This window comes from Corynebacterium sp. 32222D000AT, assembly GCF_053546955.1.
In genome coordinates, this window is sequence record NZ_JBPPVW010000003.1 from 34,119 (window position 1) to 50,347 (window position 16,229).

11 protein-coding genes, 1 tRNA gene and 1 pseudogene are annotated in these 16,229 nt (G+C 64.7%); 5 read left to right on the forward strand and 8 right to left on the reverse strand.

The window, feature by feature from the left end:
• Position 1 precedes the first annotated feature (1 nt).
• The 4 genes from ACEE23_RS02320 to purD all read right to left on the reverse strand — a co-directional run bounded on the left by ACEE23_RS02320 (position 2) and on the right by purD (position 5,938).
• On the reverse strand, positions 2–2,140 hold the full coding sequence (locus ACEE23_RS02320; RefSeq protein ID WP_448871840.1) for a S9 family peptidase: 2,139 nt from the start codon (positions 2,138–2,140) through the stop codon (positions 2–4).
• A 64-nt stretch (positions 2,141–2,204) separates the two neighbouring features.
• Complete coding sequence (locus ACEE23_RS02325; RefSeq protein ID WP_448871838.1) at positions 2,205–3,089, reverse strand: phosphoribosylaminoimidazolesuccinocarboxamide synthase; 885 nt, start codon at positions 3,087–3,089, stop codon at positions 2,205–2,207.
• A gap of 26 nt (positions 3,090–3,115) precedes the next feature.
• Entirely contained in the window at positions 3,116–4,546 is a 1,431-nt protein-coding gene (purB, locus tag ACEE23_RS02330; protein WP_368519839.1) for an adenylosuccinate lyase, read from the reverse strand.
• A gap of 102 nt (positions 4,547–4,648) precedes the next feature.
• Entirely contained in the window at positions 4,649–5,938 is a 1,290-nt protein-coding gene (gene purD, locus ACEE23_RS02335) for a phosphoribosylamine--glycine ligase (RefSeq protein ID WP_368519840.1), read from the reverse strand.
• Positions 5,939–5,972: 34 nt separating this feature from the next.
• On the opposite strand from purD, the gene ACEE23_RS02340 reads away from it, so the two are divergent.
• Positions 5,973–6,398, forward strand: a complete 426-nt coding sequence (locus ACEE23_RS02340) for an HIT family protein (RefSeq protein WP_368519841.1) — start codon at positions 5,973–5,975, stop codon at positions 6,396–6,398.
• Here ACEE23_RS02340 and ACEE23_RS02345 read toward each other — a convergent pair.
• From ACEE23_RS02345 to ACEE23_RS02355, 3 genes are all read right to left on the reverse strand, one after another.
• Positions 6,395–7,873: a sensor histidine kinase gene (locus ACEE23_RS02345; RefSeq protein ID WP_368519842.1), complete on the reverse strand. Its 1,479-nt coding sequence runs from the start codon at positions 7,871–7,873 to the stop codon at positions 6,395–6,397. The genes ACEE23_RS02340 and ACEE23_RS02345 overlap by 4 nt on opposite strands.
• Positions 7,874–7,916: 43 nt before the next feature.
• Positions 7,917–8,627, reverse strand: coding sequence for a response regulator transcription factor (locus tag ACEE23_RS02350; protein ID WP_290226384.1), 711 nt, complete (start codon positions 8,625–8,627; stop codon positions 7,917–7,919).
• 243 nt (positions 8,628–8,870) lie between these two features.
• Positions 8,871–10,613 carry a pyruvate dehydrogenase gene (locus ACEE23_RS02355; protein ID WP_448871834.1) on the reverse strand — a complete coding sequence of 581 codons (1,743 nt, stop codon included), beginning with the start codon at positions 10,611–10,613 and terminating at the stop codon, positions 8,871–8,873.
• 180 nt (positions 10,614–10,793) lie between these two features.
• Between ACEE23_RS02355 and ACEE23_RS02360 the strand changes: the two are divergent.
• The 3 genes and pseudogenes from ACEE23_RS02360 to ACEE23_RS02370 all read left to right on the forward strand — a co-directional run bounded on the left by ACEE23_RS02360 (position 10,794) and on the right by ACEE23_RS02370 (position 13,943).
• Positions 10,794–12,285, forward strand: a pseudogene (locus ACEE23_RS02360) (MFS transporter).
• Positions 12,272–12,820 (forward strand): TetR/AcrR family transcriptional regulator, encoded by a 549-nt coding sequence (locus tag ACEE23_RS02365; RefSeq protein ID WP_448871832.1) that lies wholly within the window; start codon positions 12,272–12,274, stop codon positions 12,818–12,820. The pseudogene ACEE23_RS02360 and the gene ACEE23_RS02365 overlap by 14 nt, the downstream one beginning before the upstream one ends.
• A 220-nt stretch (positions 12,821–13,040) precedes the next feature.
• Positions 13,041–13,943: a DUF3800 domain-containing protein gene (locus tag ACEE23_RS02370; RefSeq protein ID WP_448871830.1), complete on the forward strand. Its 903-nt coding sequence runs from the start codon at positions 13,041–13,043 to the stop codon at positions 13,941–13,943.
• A gap of 181 nt (positions 13,944–14,124) precedes the next feature.
• Here the strand turns inward: ACEE23_RS02370 and ACEE23_RS02375 are convergent.
• A tRNA-Thr gene (locus ACEE23_RS02375) sits at positions 14,125–14,197 on the reverse strand.
• 211 nt (positions 14,198–14,408) lie between these two features.
• Here ACEE23_RS02375 and thrE point away from each other — a divergent pair.
• Positions 14,409–16,154, forward strand: a complete 1,746-nt coding sequence (gene thrE, locus ACEE23_RS02380; RefSeq protein ID WP_448871828.1) for a threonine/serine exporter ThrE — start codon at positions 14,409–14,411, stop codon at positions 16,152–16,154.
• Positions 16,155–16,229: the final 75 nt, after the last annotated feature.

Below are 16,229 nucleotides of genomic sequence, written 5' to 3' on the forward strand. Positions count from 1 at the left end.
GCTACTCGGTACACCCCGTGGCCTGGTTGATGATCCAGGCGTATTCGAAGGCGTTCTGGCGCCACTTGTCGTAGCGGCCGGACACGCCGCCGTGGCCGGCGACCATCTCCGTCTTCAGCAGGAACTGGCCGCCGCTGGCAACGGTGCGCAGCTTGGCGATCCACTTGGCGGGCTCCACGTAGAGCACGCGGGTGTCGTTCAGCGAGGTTGTGGCCAGGATATTCGGGTAATCCTGCGCCGTGACGTTCTCGTACGGCGCGTAGCTGGCCATGTAGTCGTAGAAGGCCGGGTCGTGGTACGGGTCGCCCCACTCGTCCCACTCCACCACCGTGAGCGGGAGCTCCGGCATGAGCATGGAGGTCAGCGGATCGACGAAAGGCACGGCGGCCTGGATGGCGGTGAAACGGTCCGGGACCATATTCGCCACGGCACCCATCAGCATGCCGCCCGCGGAGCCACCTTCCGCCGTCAGCCGGTCCGGGCTGGTCAGGCCACGGGCGATGAGGTCGTCGGCCACGTCGATGAAGTCGGTGAAGGTGTTCTTCTTCTCCATGAGCTTGCCGTGGTCGTACCAGCCGCGGCCCATCTCCCCGCCGCCGCGGACGTGGGCGACGGCGAAGATCATGCCGCGGTCCAGCAGCGACAGGCGGGTGACGGAGAACCCGGGGTCGACGCTAGTCTCGTAGGAACCGTAGCCGTAGAGCAGCATCGGCTGCGGCGCGGAGGTGTCCAGGTCCGCGCGGTGCACCACGGAGACGGGGATCTCCGTGCCGTCCTGGGCGGTGGCCCACAGGCGGTAGGCGGTGTAGTCGCCGGGCTCGTAGCCGCCCTGGACCTCCTGCTGCTTCAGCAGGGTGCGCTCGCCGGTGGCGACGTCGTATTGCAGGACCTGGGCAGGCTGCGTGAACGAGCCGTAGACCATGCGGATGACCGGGGTGTCCCACTCCGGGTTGCCGGTGGTGCCGGCGGTATAGATCTCCTCGTCGAAGTCGACCTGGGTGAACTCGCCGAGCCCCTCGCCCTCGGTCAGCGGCATGATGGCGATGCGCCCGATGCCGCCGCTGCGGTAGACCAGCACCAGCTGGTGCTGGTAGGTATCCACGCCCTCGATGCGCACGTCCTCGCGGTGCGGGACCAGCACCTGGGTATCCCGCAGGGCGGGCAGGCCGGTGTCCTTCGTCAGCGCCGGGCAGACGGTGACCTCGAAGTTGGCGCCGGCAGCGTTGTGGGTGACGATCCAGCGGTCCTCGCCGTCGATGACAGCGTGGTCCACCTCGTATTCGACCCCGGATTCGCGCTCCCAGAGCAGCTGGAATTCGCCTTCCGGCTGGTCCTGCTCCAGCACCCAGAACTCCGAGGTGATCTTCGAACTGGAGACCAAGAACAGGTACTTGTCGCTGCGGGTGCCGCCCACTCCTACGCTGAAGTGCGCGTCTTCCTCGTAGAAGATACGCACATCGTCTTCCTGCGGTGTGCCTACCTTGTGGCGCCACACGCTGTCCGCGCGCCAGGCCTCGTCGACGGTCTGGTAAAAGATGTAGTCCTCGCCGACCCAGGTCGCGCCGTAGAACAGGCCCGTCAGGTGATCGTCCAGCAACTCGCCCGTAGCCAGATCCTTGATGCGCAGCTCGAAGCGCTCGTCACCGCTGACATCCACGGAATACGCCAGGTAACGCCCCGAGGTCGTGATGGAAGAGGCCCCGAGGGAGAAGAACTCGTTGCCCTCGGCCAGCTCGTTCAGGTCGAGCAGCACCTCTTCGCCTGCCGGGCGACCTTCCTCCGGGATGACGGGCGGGAACCACGGGTCCGCGCCCTCCTCGACCGGCAGGCGGCAGGACAGGCCGTAGCTCTTGCCCTCCTGGGAGCGCCCGTAGTACCAGTAGTCGCCCTGGCGCACGGGAACGGACATGTCCGTTTCCTTGATGCGCGACTTAATCTCCTGGTAGATATTCTCGGTCAGCGTCTCCAGGTGCGCGGTCTGCGCCTTGGTGTAGTCGTTTTCCGCGTTAAGGTAGTCCAGCGTGTCCTGCGACTTCTTATCCCGCAGCCACTCGTAGTCATCGACGAAAGTGCGGCCGTGGAATTGGCGCGAAATCGGACGAACGGGGGCTACCGGAGCATGCATGGATTCATCAGTCATAGGCCCCCATCCTACGTCACCGTGTCCCGCAGCCGGCGGGTCATTCCCGCCCGCTGCGTGGGTTTTAGCCTACCCAGTCGATGAACTGCTTGCCTGACAGGCGCTCGTAAGCCTCGATGTAGCGCAGGCGGGTGGCGGAGACGATCTCGTCCGGCAGGGCCGGCGGGGTGGTCTCGGAGGCCTTGTCCCAGCCGGATTCCGGCGAGGTCAGCCAGTTGCGGACGTACTGCTTGTCGAAGCTGGGCTGGACCTCCCCCTCGACGTAGGAGTCGGCCGGCCAGTAGCGGGAAGAGTCCGGGGTCAGCACCTCGTCGGCCAAGACGAGGGTGCCGTCGCTGTCCAGGCCGAACTCGAACTTGGTGTCGGCCAGGATGATGCCGCGTTCTTCGGCAATCTGGGCGGCCTGGGCGTAGATGGTCAGCGTGGCGTTGCACAGCTGGGCGGCGCGGTCGGCGCCGAGGTCTTTCACGACGCGCTCGTAGGTAACGTTCTCGTCGTGCTCGCCCTGCTCCGCCTTAGTGGCCGGGGTGAAGATGGGCTCCGGCAGGCGGGAGGCCTCCACCAGGCCGGAGGGCAGCTCGATGCCGCAGACCGTGCCGTTGGCCTGGTATTCCTTCAGCCCGGAGCCGGTCAGGTAGCCGCGGGCCACGCACTCGAAGGGCAGCATCTGCAGTTTCTTGACCACGAATGCCCGGCCCAGGACCTCTTCCGGGATCCGCACGTCGTCGACCGGGCCGGCCAGGTGGTTGGGGAAATTGATGGCGTCGAAGAAGAACTGCGAGGTCGCAGTCAGCACCCGCCCCTTGTCCGGGATGGCGGGCTCCAGGGCGAAGTCGAAGGCGGAAATCCGGTCGCTGGCCACCATGAGCAGCGTGTGCTCATCGATGGCGTAGATGTCGCGGACTTTGCCGGATACGAGGTGCTGATAATCGCTAAGACGTGGTCGCATGCCCCACATCTTAGCGCGCCGGTGGGCTAAATAATCTCGCCCGGGCGGTACTGGGCGGCCTGGGGGTGCTGGTCCGCCTTTTCGGCGATCCGGGACAGAACCTGGCCTACCTGCGCTTCCGCAGCACCGATGAAGGCGTGCTTGTCGGCGAGAGCCGCATCCAGGGCAGCCCTGTCAAGGGGGAGGCGCTCATCGGCGGCCAGCCGCTCCACCAGGTCTTGATCCGCGCCGTTTTCGCGCATGTTCAGCGCCACGGCGACGGCGTTTTCCTTGATGACCTCGTGGGCGGTCTCGCGTCCGACCCCGGCGCGCACGGCCGCCATGAGGATGCGAGTGGTGGCCAAGAACGGCAGGTAGCGCTCGAGTTCGCGGTCGATCATGGCCGGGAAAGCACCGAACTCCTCCAGCACGGTCAGGAAGGTCTCGAACTGTCCGTCAAGCGCGAAGAAGGCGTCCGGCAGTGCGACGCGGCGGATGACCGAGCAGAAAACGTCGCCCTCGTTCCACTGCTGCCCGGCCAGGTCGCCGACCATGGTCAGGTAGCCGCGGAGGATGACCTGGAAGCCGCAGACGCGCTCGCAGGAGCGGGCGTTCATCTTGTGCGGCATGGCAGAGGAACCGACCTGGCCTTCCTTGAAGCCCTCGGTGACGGTCTCATTGCCGGCCATCAGACGGATGGTGGTGGCCAGCGAAGACGGCGCCGCGCCCAGCTCGACGAGGGCGGAGACGGCATCGAAGTCCAGCGAGCGCGGGTAAACCTGCCCGACGGAGTCGAAGATCCGGCTAAAGCCGAGGTAGTCCGCTACGGAGGTCTCCAGGGAGGCTAGCTTGTCATGGGACCCACCCATAAGGTCCAGCATGTCCTGGGCCGTGCCCATCGGGCCCTTGATGCCGCGCAGCGGGTAGCGGTTCAGCAGCGCCTCGACGCGCTCGATGGCCAACAGCATCTCGTCGGCGGCGGAGGCAAACCGCTTGCCCAGGGTGGTGGCCTGGGCGGCGACGTTGTGGGAGCGGCCTGCCATGACCAGGTGCTGGTACTTGTCGGCGTGCTCGCCCATGCGGGCCACCACGGCGATGGCCTTGTCGCGGATGATCTGCAGGGAGCGGTAGATCTGCAGCTGCTCGACGTTTTCGGTCAGGTCGCGGCTGGTCATCCCCTTGTGGATGTGCTCGTAGCCGGCCAGCGCGTTGAATTCCTCGATACGCGCCTTCACGTCGTGGCGGGTAACGCGCTCGCGCTGGGCGATGGAGTCCAAGTCGACGTTTTCGACCGCTGCCTCGTAGGCGCTGATCGCCTCGTCGGGGATATCCACCCCCAGGTCCTTCTGGGCGCGCATGACCGCGATCCACAGCTGCCGCTCGAGCACGATCTTGTGCTCGGGGCTCCAGATTTCGGTCAGCTCCGCCGAAGCGTAGCGGGAGGACAGGACGTTGTTAATCTTCTTCTTTTCAGCCACAAGCCCTCATTATTCCACGTGGTCTAGGCGCGGGGGCAATAATGCGACAGCGGCCCCGCCCGGTAGCCGGGACCTGGGGCCGCTGGAGGTCTGCTGCGGTTGCTAGCGGGTCTGGCCGGGCACCTCGATGCGCCCTTCCTGGGCGGCCAGCGCGATGTCGCGGCGGTAGAAGCCGCCGTCCATGGTGATGCCTTCGAGTACCGCGTAGGCGGCCTCGCGGGCGGCGGCCAAGGTCGAGCCCTTGCCCAGGGCGTTGAGCACTCGCCCGCCGTTGGAGACCACCTTGCCCTCGGCCACGGTGGTGCCCGCGTGCAGGATGCGCTCCGGATCCTCCAGGGCGTCGCCGGTAATTTCGTCGCCCTTGCGCGGGGAGGCCGGGTAGCCCTCGGCGGCCAGCACCACGGTCACGGCGAAGGCGGGCTCCCACTCCAGCGGGCTGAGCTCCGCCAGCTTGCCGGTGGCCACCGCGTTGAGGGCCTCCGCCAGCGGGGAGGTCAAAAGGCTCAGCACGGCTTGGGTCTCCGGGTCGCCGAAGCGGCAGTTGAACTCGATGACTGCCGGGCCCTCCGGGCCCCACGCCAGGCCGGCGTAGAGAAGACCCGAATAGGGGGTGCCGCGGGCGACCAGCTCGCGGGCAACGGGCGCGCAGACCTCGTCGACGATGGTGTTGACGCCGTCCTGCGGCAACCACGGCAGCGGCGTGTAGGCGCCCATGCCGCCGGTGTTGGGGCCCTCGTCGTTGTCGTAGGCGCGTTTGTGATCCTGGGCGGGCAGCAGCGGCACGACGGTTTCGCCGTCGACCAGGCAGAACAGGGAGACCTCCGGACCGGGCAGGAAGGACTCGATGAGCACGGAGTTACCGCCGTTGTGCACCGCCTTGATGTGCTCCTCGGCCTGCTCGCGGTCCTCGGTGACCACCACGCCCTTGCCGCCGGCCAGGCCGTCGTCCTTGACCACGTAGACCGGGCCGAATTCGTCGAGGACCCGGGAGATCTCGTCCTCCGCGGCGTCCGGGCCGATGGTCTCCGCGTGGGCGGTGCGCACGCCGGCCGCGTCCATCACGTCCTTGGCGAACGCCTTGGAGCCCTCAATTTGGGCGGCCTCCTGGCTGGGGCCGAAGACCGCGATGCCGGCGTCCCGCAGGGCATCGGCAACGCCGGCCACCAGGGGTACCTCCGGGCCGATGACCACCAGGTCCGCGGCGATGTCCTGGGCCAGGCCCGTCATCTGGGCCGGGTCGTCTACCTGGGTGTAATCCGCATGCACGGTGGCGATCCGGTCCATGCACGGGCTGCCCGGCGCCACGTGCAATTCAGTGGTCGCCGGATCAGCGGCTAGTCCTTTCAAGAGGGCATGTTCGCGGCCGCCCGAGCCAATCACGAGAATACGCATGCCGTCTATCTTAACTTGCCGGTAGCCTGGGGCCATGGCTTCTGTATTTACCAAGATCATCAACGGAGAACTCCCCGGCCGTTTTGTCTACCGGGACGAGCAGTGCGTGGCGTTTTTGTCCATCGAGCCGCTGCGCTACGGGCACACCCTGGTCGTGCCGGTGCAAGAGGTCGACAAGTGGACTGACCTCGATCCGGAGACCTGGGGGCACCTGAACCAGGTCGCCCTGCGCATCGGCCAGGCCATCAAGAACGCCTTCGGCACCCCGCGCGCCGGCTACATCATCGCCGGCTTCGACGTCCCCCACACCCACATCCACCTCTTCCCCACCGAGAAGATGTCGGAATACGATTTCTCCAAGACCTACGCCGCCGAGGACACGGACCCAGCCGCCATGGACGAGGCGGCCGCCCGCATCCGCCAGCACCTGGGCACCGACTTGGAGGGCCGCCCGGCCTAATCCGCCGAAGCCGCTGGGTCGTCGGCCTCCGGATAGGCCGGCAGGCGCACGGTAAACACCGAGCCCTCCCCCGGGGTCGAATCCACCGTGATGCTGCCGCCGTGCTGTTCCACCAGGGATTTCACGATGGCCAGCCCCAGGCCCGAGCCGCCCGTATCACGCGTGCGCGAACTATCCTCGCGGTAGAAGCGCTCGAAGATATGGGCGGCTACTTCTTTGTCCATGCCCTTGCCGTCGTCGATGACGTCGAGCAACACGTCGCGCTCGTCCCGGCGCAGCTGCAGCGTCACCGCGGCGTCCTCGCCGCCGTGGCGGATGCCGTTGGAAATCAGGTTGAGCAAGACCTGGTGCAGGCGGTCTGGGTCGCCGTCGACCACGGGCACAGAATTCGACTTGTTGACCACCTGGATGTTTCGGCCGGGGAAGGCCGCCCGGGCCGAAGACCCGACCGATAGGGCCAGCTCCAGCATGTCCACCGGCTTCTTATCCAGCCGGTTGCCCTCGGCACGGGTGAGCGAGAGCAGGTCCTCGACCAAAAGCGACATGCGGGTCGACTCGGAATCGATCTTGGACAGGACCAAGTCCACGTCCTGGGTGGCCCCGGAGCGGTAGAGCTCCGTGTAGCCGCGCAGGCTGGTCAGCGGGGTGCGCAGCTCGTGGGAGGCGTCGCCGACGAACCGGCGCATCTGCCCCTCCTTCGTCTGGGCCTCCTCCACGGAGCGCTGCAGGTGCCCCAGCATGACGTTGAGCGCGGCCGCCAGCTGGCCGACCTCGGTGTGCAGCGGCCACTCGGGCACGCGCTTGTTCAGGTCCCCGGCGGCGATTTCCGAGGCGGTCTTTTCCACCACCCGCAGCGGGCGCAGCGCCCACCGGATGGACCAATACCCGGCCAGCGCGATGAGCGCGATGACCAGGGACAGGATCAGCACCTGGACCACCGCCAGGCCCTGCAGGATGCTGGCCTCGCTGCCCAGGGACTTGGCCACGACCGTGACCACCCCGTCGGATTCGAAGGCCTGCGCGCGCCACTTGACCTCGTTGACTGCGGAATCGGTCGTGGACTCCACCGTCTCCGGGGAGCCGCCGATGTAGAGGCCGTCGACCCGCGGCATGGAGTCGAAGACGTTGAAGTATTCGATGGAACCGTTGGGGTAGATCTTGATGACGCAGAAATCCGTCGGCGGGCGCTGCGAGCGGTCGCCCAGGTTGAACAGCTCGGGGCTTTGCGCCCAGCCCTTGGCCGCGGAGGCGATGTCCTCGTCCACGCGGTTGTACAACACGTCCCGCATGATCGATGAAACGGCCACGGAGCTACCGACCAGGCCCAGGCCGGAGACCACGACCAGCAGGACCACCAGCCAGGTGCGCAGGGGCATCGCGGTGGTCTTGAAGCGGCCCTTGAACACCCGCTTTACCTTGGCCCACGCGGAGGTAGGGGCTGCGGCCTTACGGGCGCTAGTTTCGGTGTCGGTCATGCTGGGGGACGGGGCAATCTCTCTTGAAGGTCAGGTACGGGTCTTAGCTGCGCGGGGTGCGCAGCACGTAGCCCACGCCGCGGACGGTGTGGATGAGCGGGGTGTCGCCGGTATCAATCTTGCGGCGCAGGTAGGAGATGTAGGACTCGACCACGTTGCCGTCGCCGCCGAAGTCGTAGTGCCAGACGTTGTCCAGGATCTTGGCCTTGGACAGGACGACCTCCTTGTTCTGCATGAGGTAGCGCAGGAGGTTGAACTCGGTGGGCGAGAGATCGATGATCTTGCCCGCCTTGGTGACCTCGTGGGTGTCGTCGTTGAGCGTCAGGTCGGCATAGGACATGGTCGCGTTGTTGGACTCATCCTCCACGCTGGCCCCGCGGCGCAGGATGACGCGCAGGCGGGTGATGACCTCTTCCAGGCTAAACGGCTTGGTCACGTAGTCGTCCGCGCCAATGGTCAGGCCGTGGATGCGCTGCTCGACGCTGTCCTTGGCAGTTAGGTAGAGCGCCGGGCCGTCCAGGCCCTCGGAGCGCAGCTTGCCCAGCAGCTCGAAGCCGTCCATGCCCGGCATCATGACGTCCAGGATGTAGGCGTCCGGGTTGATTTCGCGGGCAATCCGCAGCGCCTCGGTGCCGGAATTGGCCGTGCGCACGTCGAAGCCCTGGAATTTCAGGGACACGGTCAACAGCTCGACAATATTGGGCTCGTCATCAACGACGAGGATTTTAACGTTTTCGGTGCTCTTGTCGTCCATTGTTGTGACCATCGCTTTCTACTATTGGGACCTCTCAGCCCGGCGGTGCCGCGGACCTACTCGAGGCGAAATCCGCGCCCGTTGCGGGGCTGTTAGGAGAGAAGGTAGTTCTCTCAGCTACTACACAGCAGTCTGCCACTTCAATTATCAAAGGTACTGACCGGTTACTGCAAGGACCCTGTGAGTTAGAAAAAGCGGGCCCAGCCGTGCTGGGCCCGCAGTTTTCACCGAAAACGCGTGGTACTAGACCACCGAGGCCGGGATGTTGCGCAGGTTGGACTTAGCCATGCCCAGCATCTTGCCCACGCCGCCGCCGAAGACGGTGCGGGTGGCGGCCTTGGAGAAGCCCAGCAGCTGTTCGAAAGTCAGCGTCGGCGGCAGGGACAGCGCGTTCGGGTCCGTGATCATGTCGATGAGGACCGGGCCGTCGAAGGCCATGGCCTCCTTGATCTGCTTGCGGGCCTTCTTCGGGTCCTCAATGCGGATGCACTTGATGCCGGCGGCCTCCGCGATCTTGGCGTAGTTGACGTGATCGTGGTCGGTCTGGAACTCCGGCAGGCCCTGGACGAGCATCTCCAGCTTGACCATGCCCAGCGAGGAGTTGTTGAACACGAACATCTTGACCGGCAGGTTGTGCAGCTTCACGGTCAGCAGCTCGCCCATCAGCATGGACAGGCCGCCGTCGCCGGAGAAGGTGATGACCTGCTTGTCCGGGTTGGCAGCCTGGGCGCCGATGGCCTGCGGCAGGGCGTTGGCCATGGTGCCGTGGCGGAAGGAGCCGATCTGCTGGCGCTTGCCGTTGGCGGTGATGTAGCGCGCGCCCCAGACGTTGCACATGCCGGTGTCCACGGTGAAGATGGCGTCGTCGTCGGCCTCGTCGTCGATAATGTCCGCCAGGTACTCCGGGTGCAGCGGGGTCTGCTTGTCCACGTCCTTGGTGTAGGCCTCGACGACGTGGTTGAGCTTGCGGTAGTGCTCCTTGAGCATCTTGTCCAGGAAGGAGCGGTCGGTCTTTTCCTCGACGCTCGGCAGGATGTTGGCCAGCGTGGCGGCGACGTCGCCGACCACCGGGTAGGAGATCTTGGTGCGGCGGCCGATGTGGGAGCCGTTGATGTCGACCTGGGCCACGTTGTGCTTGGGCAGGAAGTCGTTGTACGGGAAGTCGGTGCCCAGCAGGATGAGCAGGTCGGCGTCGTTGGTGGCGTCGTGCGCAGCACCGTAGCCCAGCAGGCCGTTCATGCCGACGTCGAAGGGGTTGTCGTACTGGATGTACATCTTGCCGCCCAGGGCGTGGCCGATCGGCGCCTTGACCTTCTGGGCCAGCTCGAGGACCTCCTTGCGGGCGTCCTTGACGCCGGCGCCGACGAACAGGGCGACGCTCTTGGCCTCGTTGATGGCCTGGGTCAGGGCGGCGGCCTCGCGCGGGTCCGGGTAGACGACCGGGCGGCCGGTGGAAATCACCGAGTCGGTAAAGGTGTCATCGTCAGCTTCCTGGGTGGTGACGTCGCCCGGGACGACCAGGACGGACACGCCGTTGCCGGCCATGGTGGACTGGATGGCGTGGTGGAGGACAACCCCGCCCTGCTCGGCGGAGTTAACCATCTCGCAGTAGCCCGAGCACTCCTGGAAGATGGCCTCGGGGTGGGTCTCCTGGAAGAAGGTGGAGCCGATCTGGCGGGACGGGATGTGGCTGGCGATGGCCAACACCTTGGCGCCGTTGCGGTTGGCGTCGTACAGGCCCTGGATGAGGTGGGTGTTGCCGGGGCCGCAGGAGGCCGCGCACACGGCCAGCTCGCCGGTGGTCAGGGAGTCGGCCTCAGCGGCGAACGCTGCAGCTTCCTCGTTGCGGACGTGCACCCACTCGATATCCGACTGGCGCACAGCGTCGACGATGGGGTTCAGCGAGTCGCCCACCAGACCGTAGATGCGGCGGATGCCCTGCTTTTCTAGCGTCGCGACCAACTGTCCAGCGTATGAACGAGCCATGATTCAACTCCTTTTAACTATTAATTAATCTCCTTCGCCATTGTGCTCCCTCACCGCCCCAATTTCCATACTCAGGACATATAAGGCTCGGCTTCTCACAGGAGAAGCGCCTCTATGACTTCCGCCACTCCGCCCTTCTCCGGTTGCAAACAGTACCGAACGGTCGTTACAGTAATCGGCATGCAAACGACGACACTGCGCCCCGAGGAGACCATGTCTAAGGGCGCCCGCTGGTCCTTCTTCGCCGTTATCTCCTCCGGCCTTTTGATGGTGGGACTCGACAACTCGATCCTCTACACCGCGCTGCCGGCGCTGAACGAGCAGCTCCACACGGACTCCACCCAGCAGCTGTGGATCATCAACGCCTACGCGCTGGTCCTGGCCGGCCTGCTATTGGGCACCGGCACGCTGGGCGACAAGATCGGCCACCGCCGCATGTTCGTTTACGGGCTGTGGATCTTCGGCGCCGCCTCCCTAGCGGCAGCCTTCGCCCCCCTCCGCCTGGGCACTGGTTGCCGCCCGCGCGGTCCTGGGCCTCGGCGCCGCCATCATGATGCCGGCCACCCTGGCGCTAATCCGCCTGACCTTCCACGACGAGGTCGAGCGCAACACCGCCATCGGCATCTGGGCCTCGGTCGCCGTCGTCGGCGCCGCGGCCGGCCCGACCGTGGGCGGGTTCCTGCTCGAGCACTTCTGGTGGGGCTCGGTATTCCTCATCAACGTCCCCATCGTGGCGATCGCGCTGGTGGCCACCCGCCTGCTGGCGCCGCCGAACATCGCCAACCCGGACAAGCACTGGGACCTCCTCTCCTCAGTGCTGGCGCTAGTCACCCTGTCCAGCCTGGTCATGGCCATCAAGTCCGCCGCCAGCACCGATCCAAGCTGGGGCACGGTCGCCGGCGCACTCATCGTCTGCGCCATCGGCGGCTTCTTCTTCGCCCGCCGCCAGCGCCAGCTGACCGAACCGCTGCTGACCTTCGACGTCTTCCGCTCGCCCATCTTTACCGGCGGCGTCCTGGCCGCCGGCGGGGCCATGTTCGCCATGGCCGGCGTGGAGATAACCACCACACAGAAGCTCCAGCTCGTCGACGGCTTTAGCCCGCTGCAGGCCGGGCTCATCATCTCCGCGATGGCGATTGCGGCCGTGCCGACCTCGACGCTGGGCGGGGCGACCCTGCACCGCGTGGGTTTCCTGCCGCTTATTTCCGGTGGCTTCGTCCTCATGGCCGCCGGCGTCGGGGCCGCCTTCTGGGCCGGCCGCCACGACATCCTTTGGTTCTTCGTCGTCGCTATGGTCTTCACCGGCATGGGCGCGGGCTTGGCGATGTCCGTCGCCTCGACCGCCATCATCGGCGCCGCCCCGCCGCACCGCTCCGGCATGGCCGCCAGCGTGGAGGAAGTCTCCTACGAGTTCGGCACCTTGCTCTCCATCGCCATCACCGGTTCCCTGGTCCCGCTGTTCATGGCCCAGGGCCTGCCCGAGAACATCGCCTCCCTCGGCATGGAGGCCCTCTACCAAGACTCCACTCACGCGGCTGCCGCCGTGGCCTACAATGACGGGTACATGTACACGCTTTGCATCCTGGCCGCAGTCACCGTGGGCTTTGCCGCAGCCACCGCCTACTGCTTCCGCCACAACCCCAAGTCCGGTGGTTTCGTTGGCTCGCACTAGCAAGAAGGATCAGATACTCGCCAGCGCCATTGAGATCATCGGCGAGGACGGCATCCACGCCGTGACCTACGACCGCCTGGCGGAGACCACCGGGCTGTCCAAGTCCGGGCTCATCTACCACTTCCCCTCCCGGCACGCCCTGCTGCGCGACATCCACACCTATGGAGCCGCGCGCTGGGAATCCGAGCTGGAGGACTACTCCGGCGGGCGCACGGCCGACGAGCTCACCCCAACCCAGCGTTTGCGCGCCCTGCTGAGCTCCCTGGCGAAAAACGATCCCCTGGCCGAGCTGCTGATGAATATCCACGCCCAGTCCGATCCGGAGTACTCCGCCCCCTGGGAATCCGTCAGCCTGCGCTGGGGCCCCGACCCGGCCGCCGCAATCGCTAACGATGCCGACCTGACCGAACTCATCGCCCTCATCATGGGCGAGGGCCTCTGGATCCACGACCACATCACCGAGACCAAGCTTAGCGCCGACAACCGCGCCAAGCTCATCGAGTTCATGCTTAGCCAGCTGCCGGAAGAGGGCTAGACAGATTCTCTCGCTTACGCAAACCTCGTTAGGGCTCCGTTTTGCGCGATAAGCTCCCCGAAACGAAGACTGCCCAAACAGGTCTTAAACATTGCACAATTACACACAACCTGGTAAATTCCCACTCGTGAGCCAGGGTTGAGCGCAAGCAAGAAAACCCCGGGCAGCAACTCCGTAAGGCCCCTCCCAAGGGGCCTTACGCGTTCCTATACTAGGCACCATGCTGCTCGCCTACATCGACGAAATCGGACAATCTGGCGCATTCGTTTCCCCCGACCACAAACGCTTCAACGACAGCCCCGCATTCGGGTACGCAGGATTCGTCATTCCCGAATGCTCTGTTCGAGAACTAGGCGCGAAATTCGCGAAGGTAAAGCGAGAAGCCTTCAAGGAAGAACTTGCTCAAACAGAAAACCTTGGGCGCTGGGAAAAGAAGGGCTCTGACCTACTTTTCGCTGGCGTAAACAAGATCCGCCCCGTAAATGTCCGAATCCTCGCAGGTCTTTTTGGCGAAATCGCCAATCTAGGAGGGAATCTCTTCTACTACGCCGAAGAGAAGCCTTTAGGAACTCCAAAACAAGTGAACACCGGCCCGAAGGAATTTCAGCGGCGCGAGGAAACCGCCATGCGCGAAACACTAAACAGATTGGCTCGGCATGCTGATGACAATGGGTCCAATATTCTCATTATGATGGATCAGATTAACGAGAAGTCGAGAAAACAGCGCCTACCTGCCATGTATGCACATATTTACAGGCGTAGCCAGGAATTCAAAGAAATGCGCCGGATTCTCGAGCCACCAATGCATATAGACAGCGAAAACTCAACAAACATACAGTTGTCCGATTGGATCTGCGCTTTTATTAAACGCGCTATTGACAATCAACTCGTAAAGGAATCCAAGTATCGATGGATTCCTTCCTCTAAAGCTGCCAAGGCCGCAGATGGTCGCTTCACTTATGAATCAAAACTTCGTCTGTATGAACGTTCGATTAAAGATTTCAACCATTCACAACTTATCCAACCTGGACCTCGCCCGATGTTCGCCAATGAAGGTGGCTACACCTTGCGGGATGATCAAATAGTTCATCTCGAGAGAATTCGAGCCGCTGCACGCAAGTAAGGGAACTTAATTTTCACCGCGTTTTATCACGTTTCCTCGCCAGAACAGTCATCTCGTTCCTGACCACTACGACCTTCCCGGCATTGCTATGGACCTCGACTTGTGAGCAGCTGTCCTGAAGGTGGAGTTCAGTTAGCACATAAAATGGCCCTTCACCTGCAATTTGGGGAAGGGCATCCTGAGCTGGAGACGAGACTTGAACTCGCAACCTACGCATTACAAGTGCGTTGCGCTACCAATTGCGCCACTCCAGCCTTCGCCACGGTTGGGTTGCACTCCGTGACGACTAGTAAATGCTACCTTACGGGCTTTCGGGGGACGAAAAGAGTGGCGGCGATGGGGCTTTAGGGGTACCTAAAAGGCGCGGGTGAGGGCGGGTTATGCGTGAGCACTTTTCAGGCACTAGGCTTCCGGGTAGGTTCCTTATTCCACCCGTTTTTCACCCAGCTCGCTAAAGGATAGCGCGTGTCAGTTTTTTCCAAGTTGCGCGGGATTTTTCCGGGCAACAGCAGCAATATCGCCACTATCGATGCGGCGAAGGCCGCGCCGCCGCCCTCCCCGCTGGCGCCCATTGATCTGACCGACCCGGCCCAGGTCACCGGCGTCATGGAGATCGCCGCCCGAATCGGCGACCTCCTTATCTGTTCGGGCACGTCGAACTCCGACACCCGCGCGCAGGTCTACCTCGCGGCGGCCTCCTACGGCCTGCACTACTGCCACGTGGGGATCGTGCTTAATACGATCACTATCCACACCAATATCGGCACCGGCTCGGACCGCCGGCCGGTGACCGTCTTCCGGGTCGCCAGCGGGCTGGACGTGAACTTCTCCCGGCTGGCGGCGGTGGACCGGCTCATCCGGTCCATCCACTCGGGTGCCACCCCACCGGCGATGGCGGAGAAGATGCTCGACGACATCGAGGCCATGAAGCCGCCGCGCAGCGTGCGCTCCTCCCTGCTGGGCTGGGGAGTGATGGGCGGGACGTTCTCCATCATGCTGGGCGGCGACATCTTCGTCGGCGTCGTCTCCTTCTTCGTCGCCCTGCTCATCATGTCCGTCAACGCGTGGCTGGGCAGGTTCCGATTACCGCCCTTCTACCAAAACATGGTCGGCGGTTTTATCGCCGTCGTGCCCGCGGCGTTTTTCTACCGGGTGGCCTCGAATATCGGTCTGACCTTCTCACCCAGCCAAGTCATCGGTATGGGCATCGTCGTCTTGGTGGCCGGCCTGACCCTGGTCCAGTGTCTGGTTGACGGCATCACCAAGGCCCCGGTGACCTCTTCTGCCCGCTTCTTCGAGGCCTTGTTGTCTACCGGCGCCATCATCGCCGGTGTCGGCATAGGCATCCAGTTCGTGGACTACATCGGGTTTACCCTGCCGCCGCTGGCGACCATCGCACCGCCGGTTTACCACGAGATTCCGCTGCTCATCCTGTGCGGCGGTGTGGGCTCGGCCGGTTTCGCCTGGGCCTGCTACGCCTCCTGGTCGGAGACGGTTATCTCCGGGTTGACCGCCGCGGCCGGTATGTTCTTCTACTACTTCGTCATCATTCCCTTCGGCGTCTCCACGGTCATCGCCAGTGGCATCTCCGCGGTGGCCGTGGGCCTGGCCGGCGGCCTGATGGCCCGCCGCTTCCTGATCCCGCCGCTGGTGACCATGATCTGTGGCTACACGCCCATGCTGCCGGGCCTGACGCTCTACCGCGGCATGTATGCCGCACTGAACGAGCAGATGATCACCGGCATGACCAACCTGGTCACCGCCCTGGCCATCGCCGGGGCGCTGGCCGCCGGCGTGGTCTTCGGCGAGCGCGGTGCGCGGCGCCTGCGCCGCCCGAAGTACTTCCGCCCCTACTCCGCCTTCAAGCGGCTGGGACGTTACTCCTTCCACCAGGCCACGCGCCTGGCCAACAGCCGCCCGCGCATCCCGCGCGTGCCGCTGTCCCCGTTCGCGCCGCGCCAGGAGCGCCCGGTTCCCCCACCCGTGCACGGCCCGAAGCCGCCGACCGCCGCGCAGCAGGCCCGCCAGCGCCAGGACGAGACGGCCACCCAGCAATGGCAGGCCCAGGTCGATGCCGGCGAGATCGACGACCACTGGCCGCAGCGCTCGGAGTGGCCGGCCCAGCCGGAGCCGCTGCGCGAGGAAACCATCTACACCACCCCCGGTACCGAGGAGTTCTACGCGGCCCACGCGGATCCCGACCAGCGCTGAGCCAGGCCGGTAGCGTACAATATACGGTCTGAAGCTACTAGCTTATTTAGCGCCGTCGCACCGTAGGAGGAATAC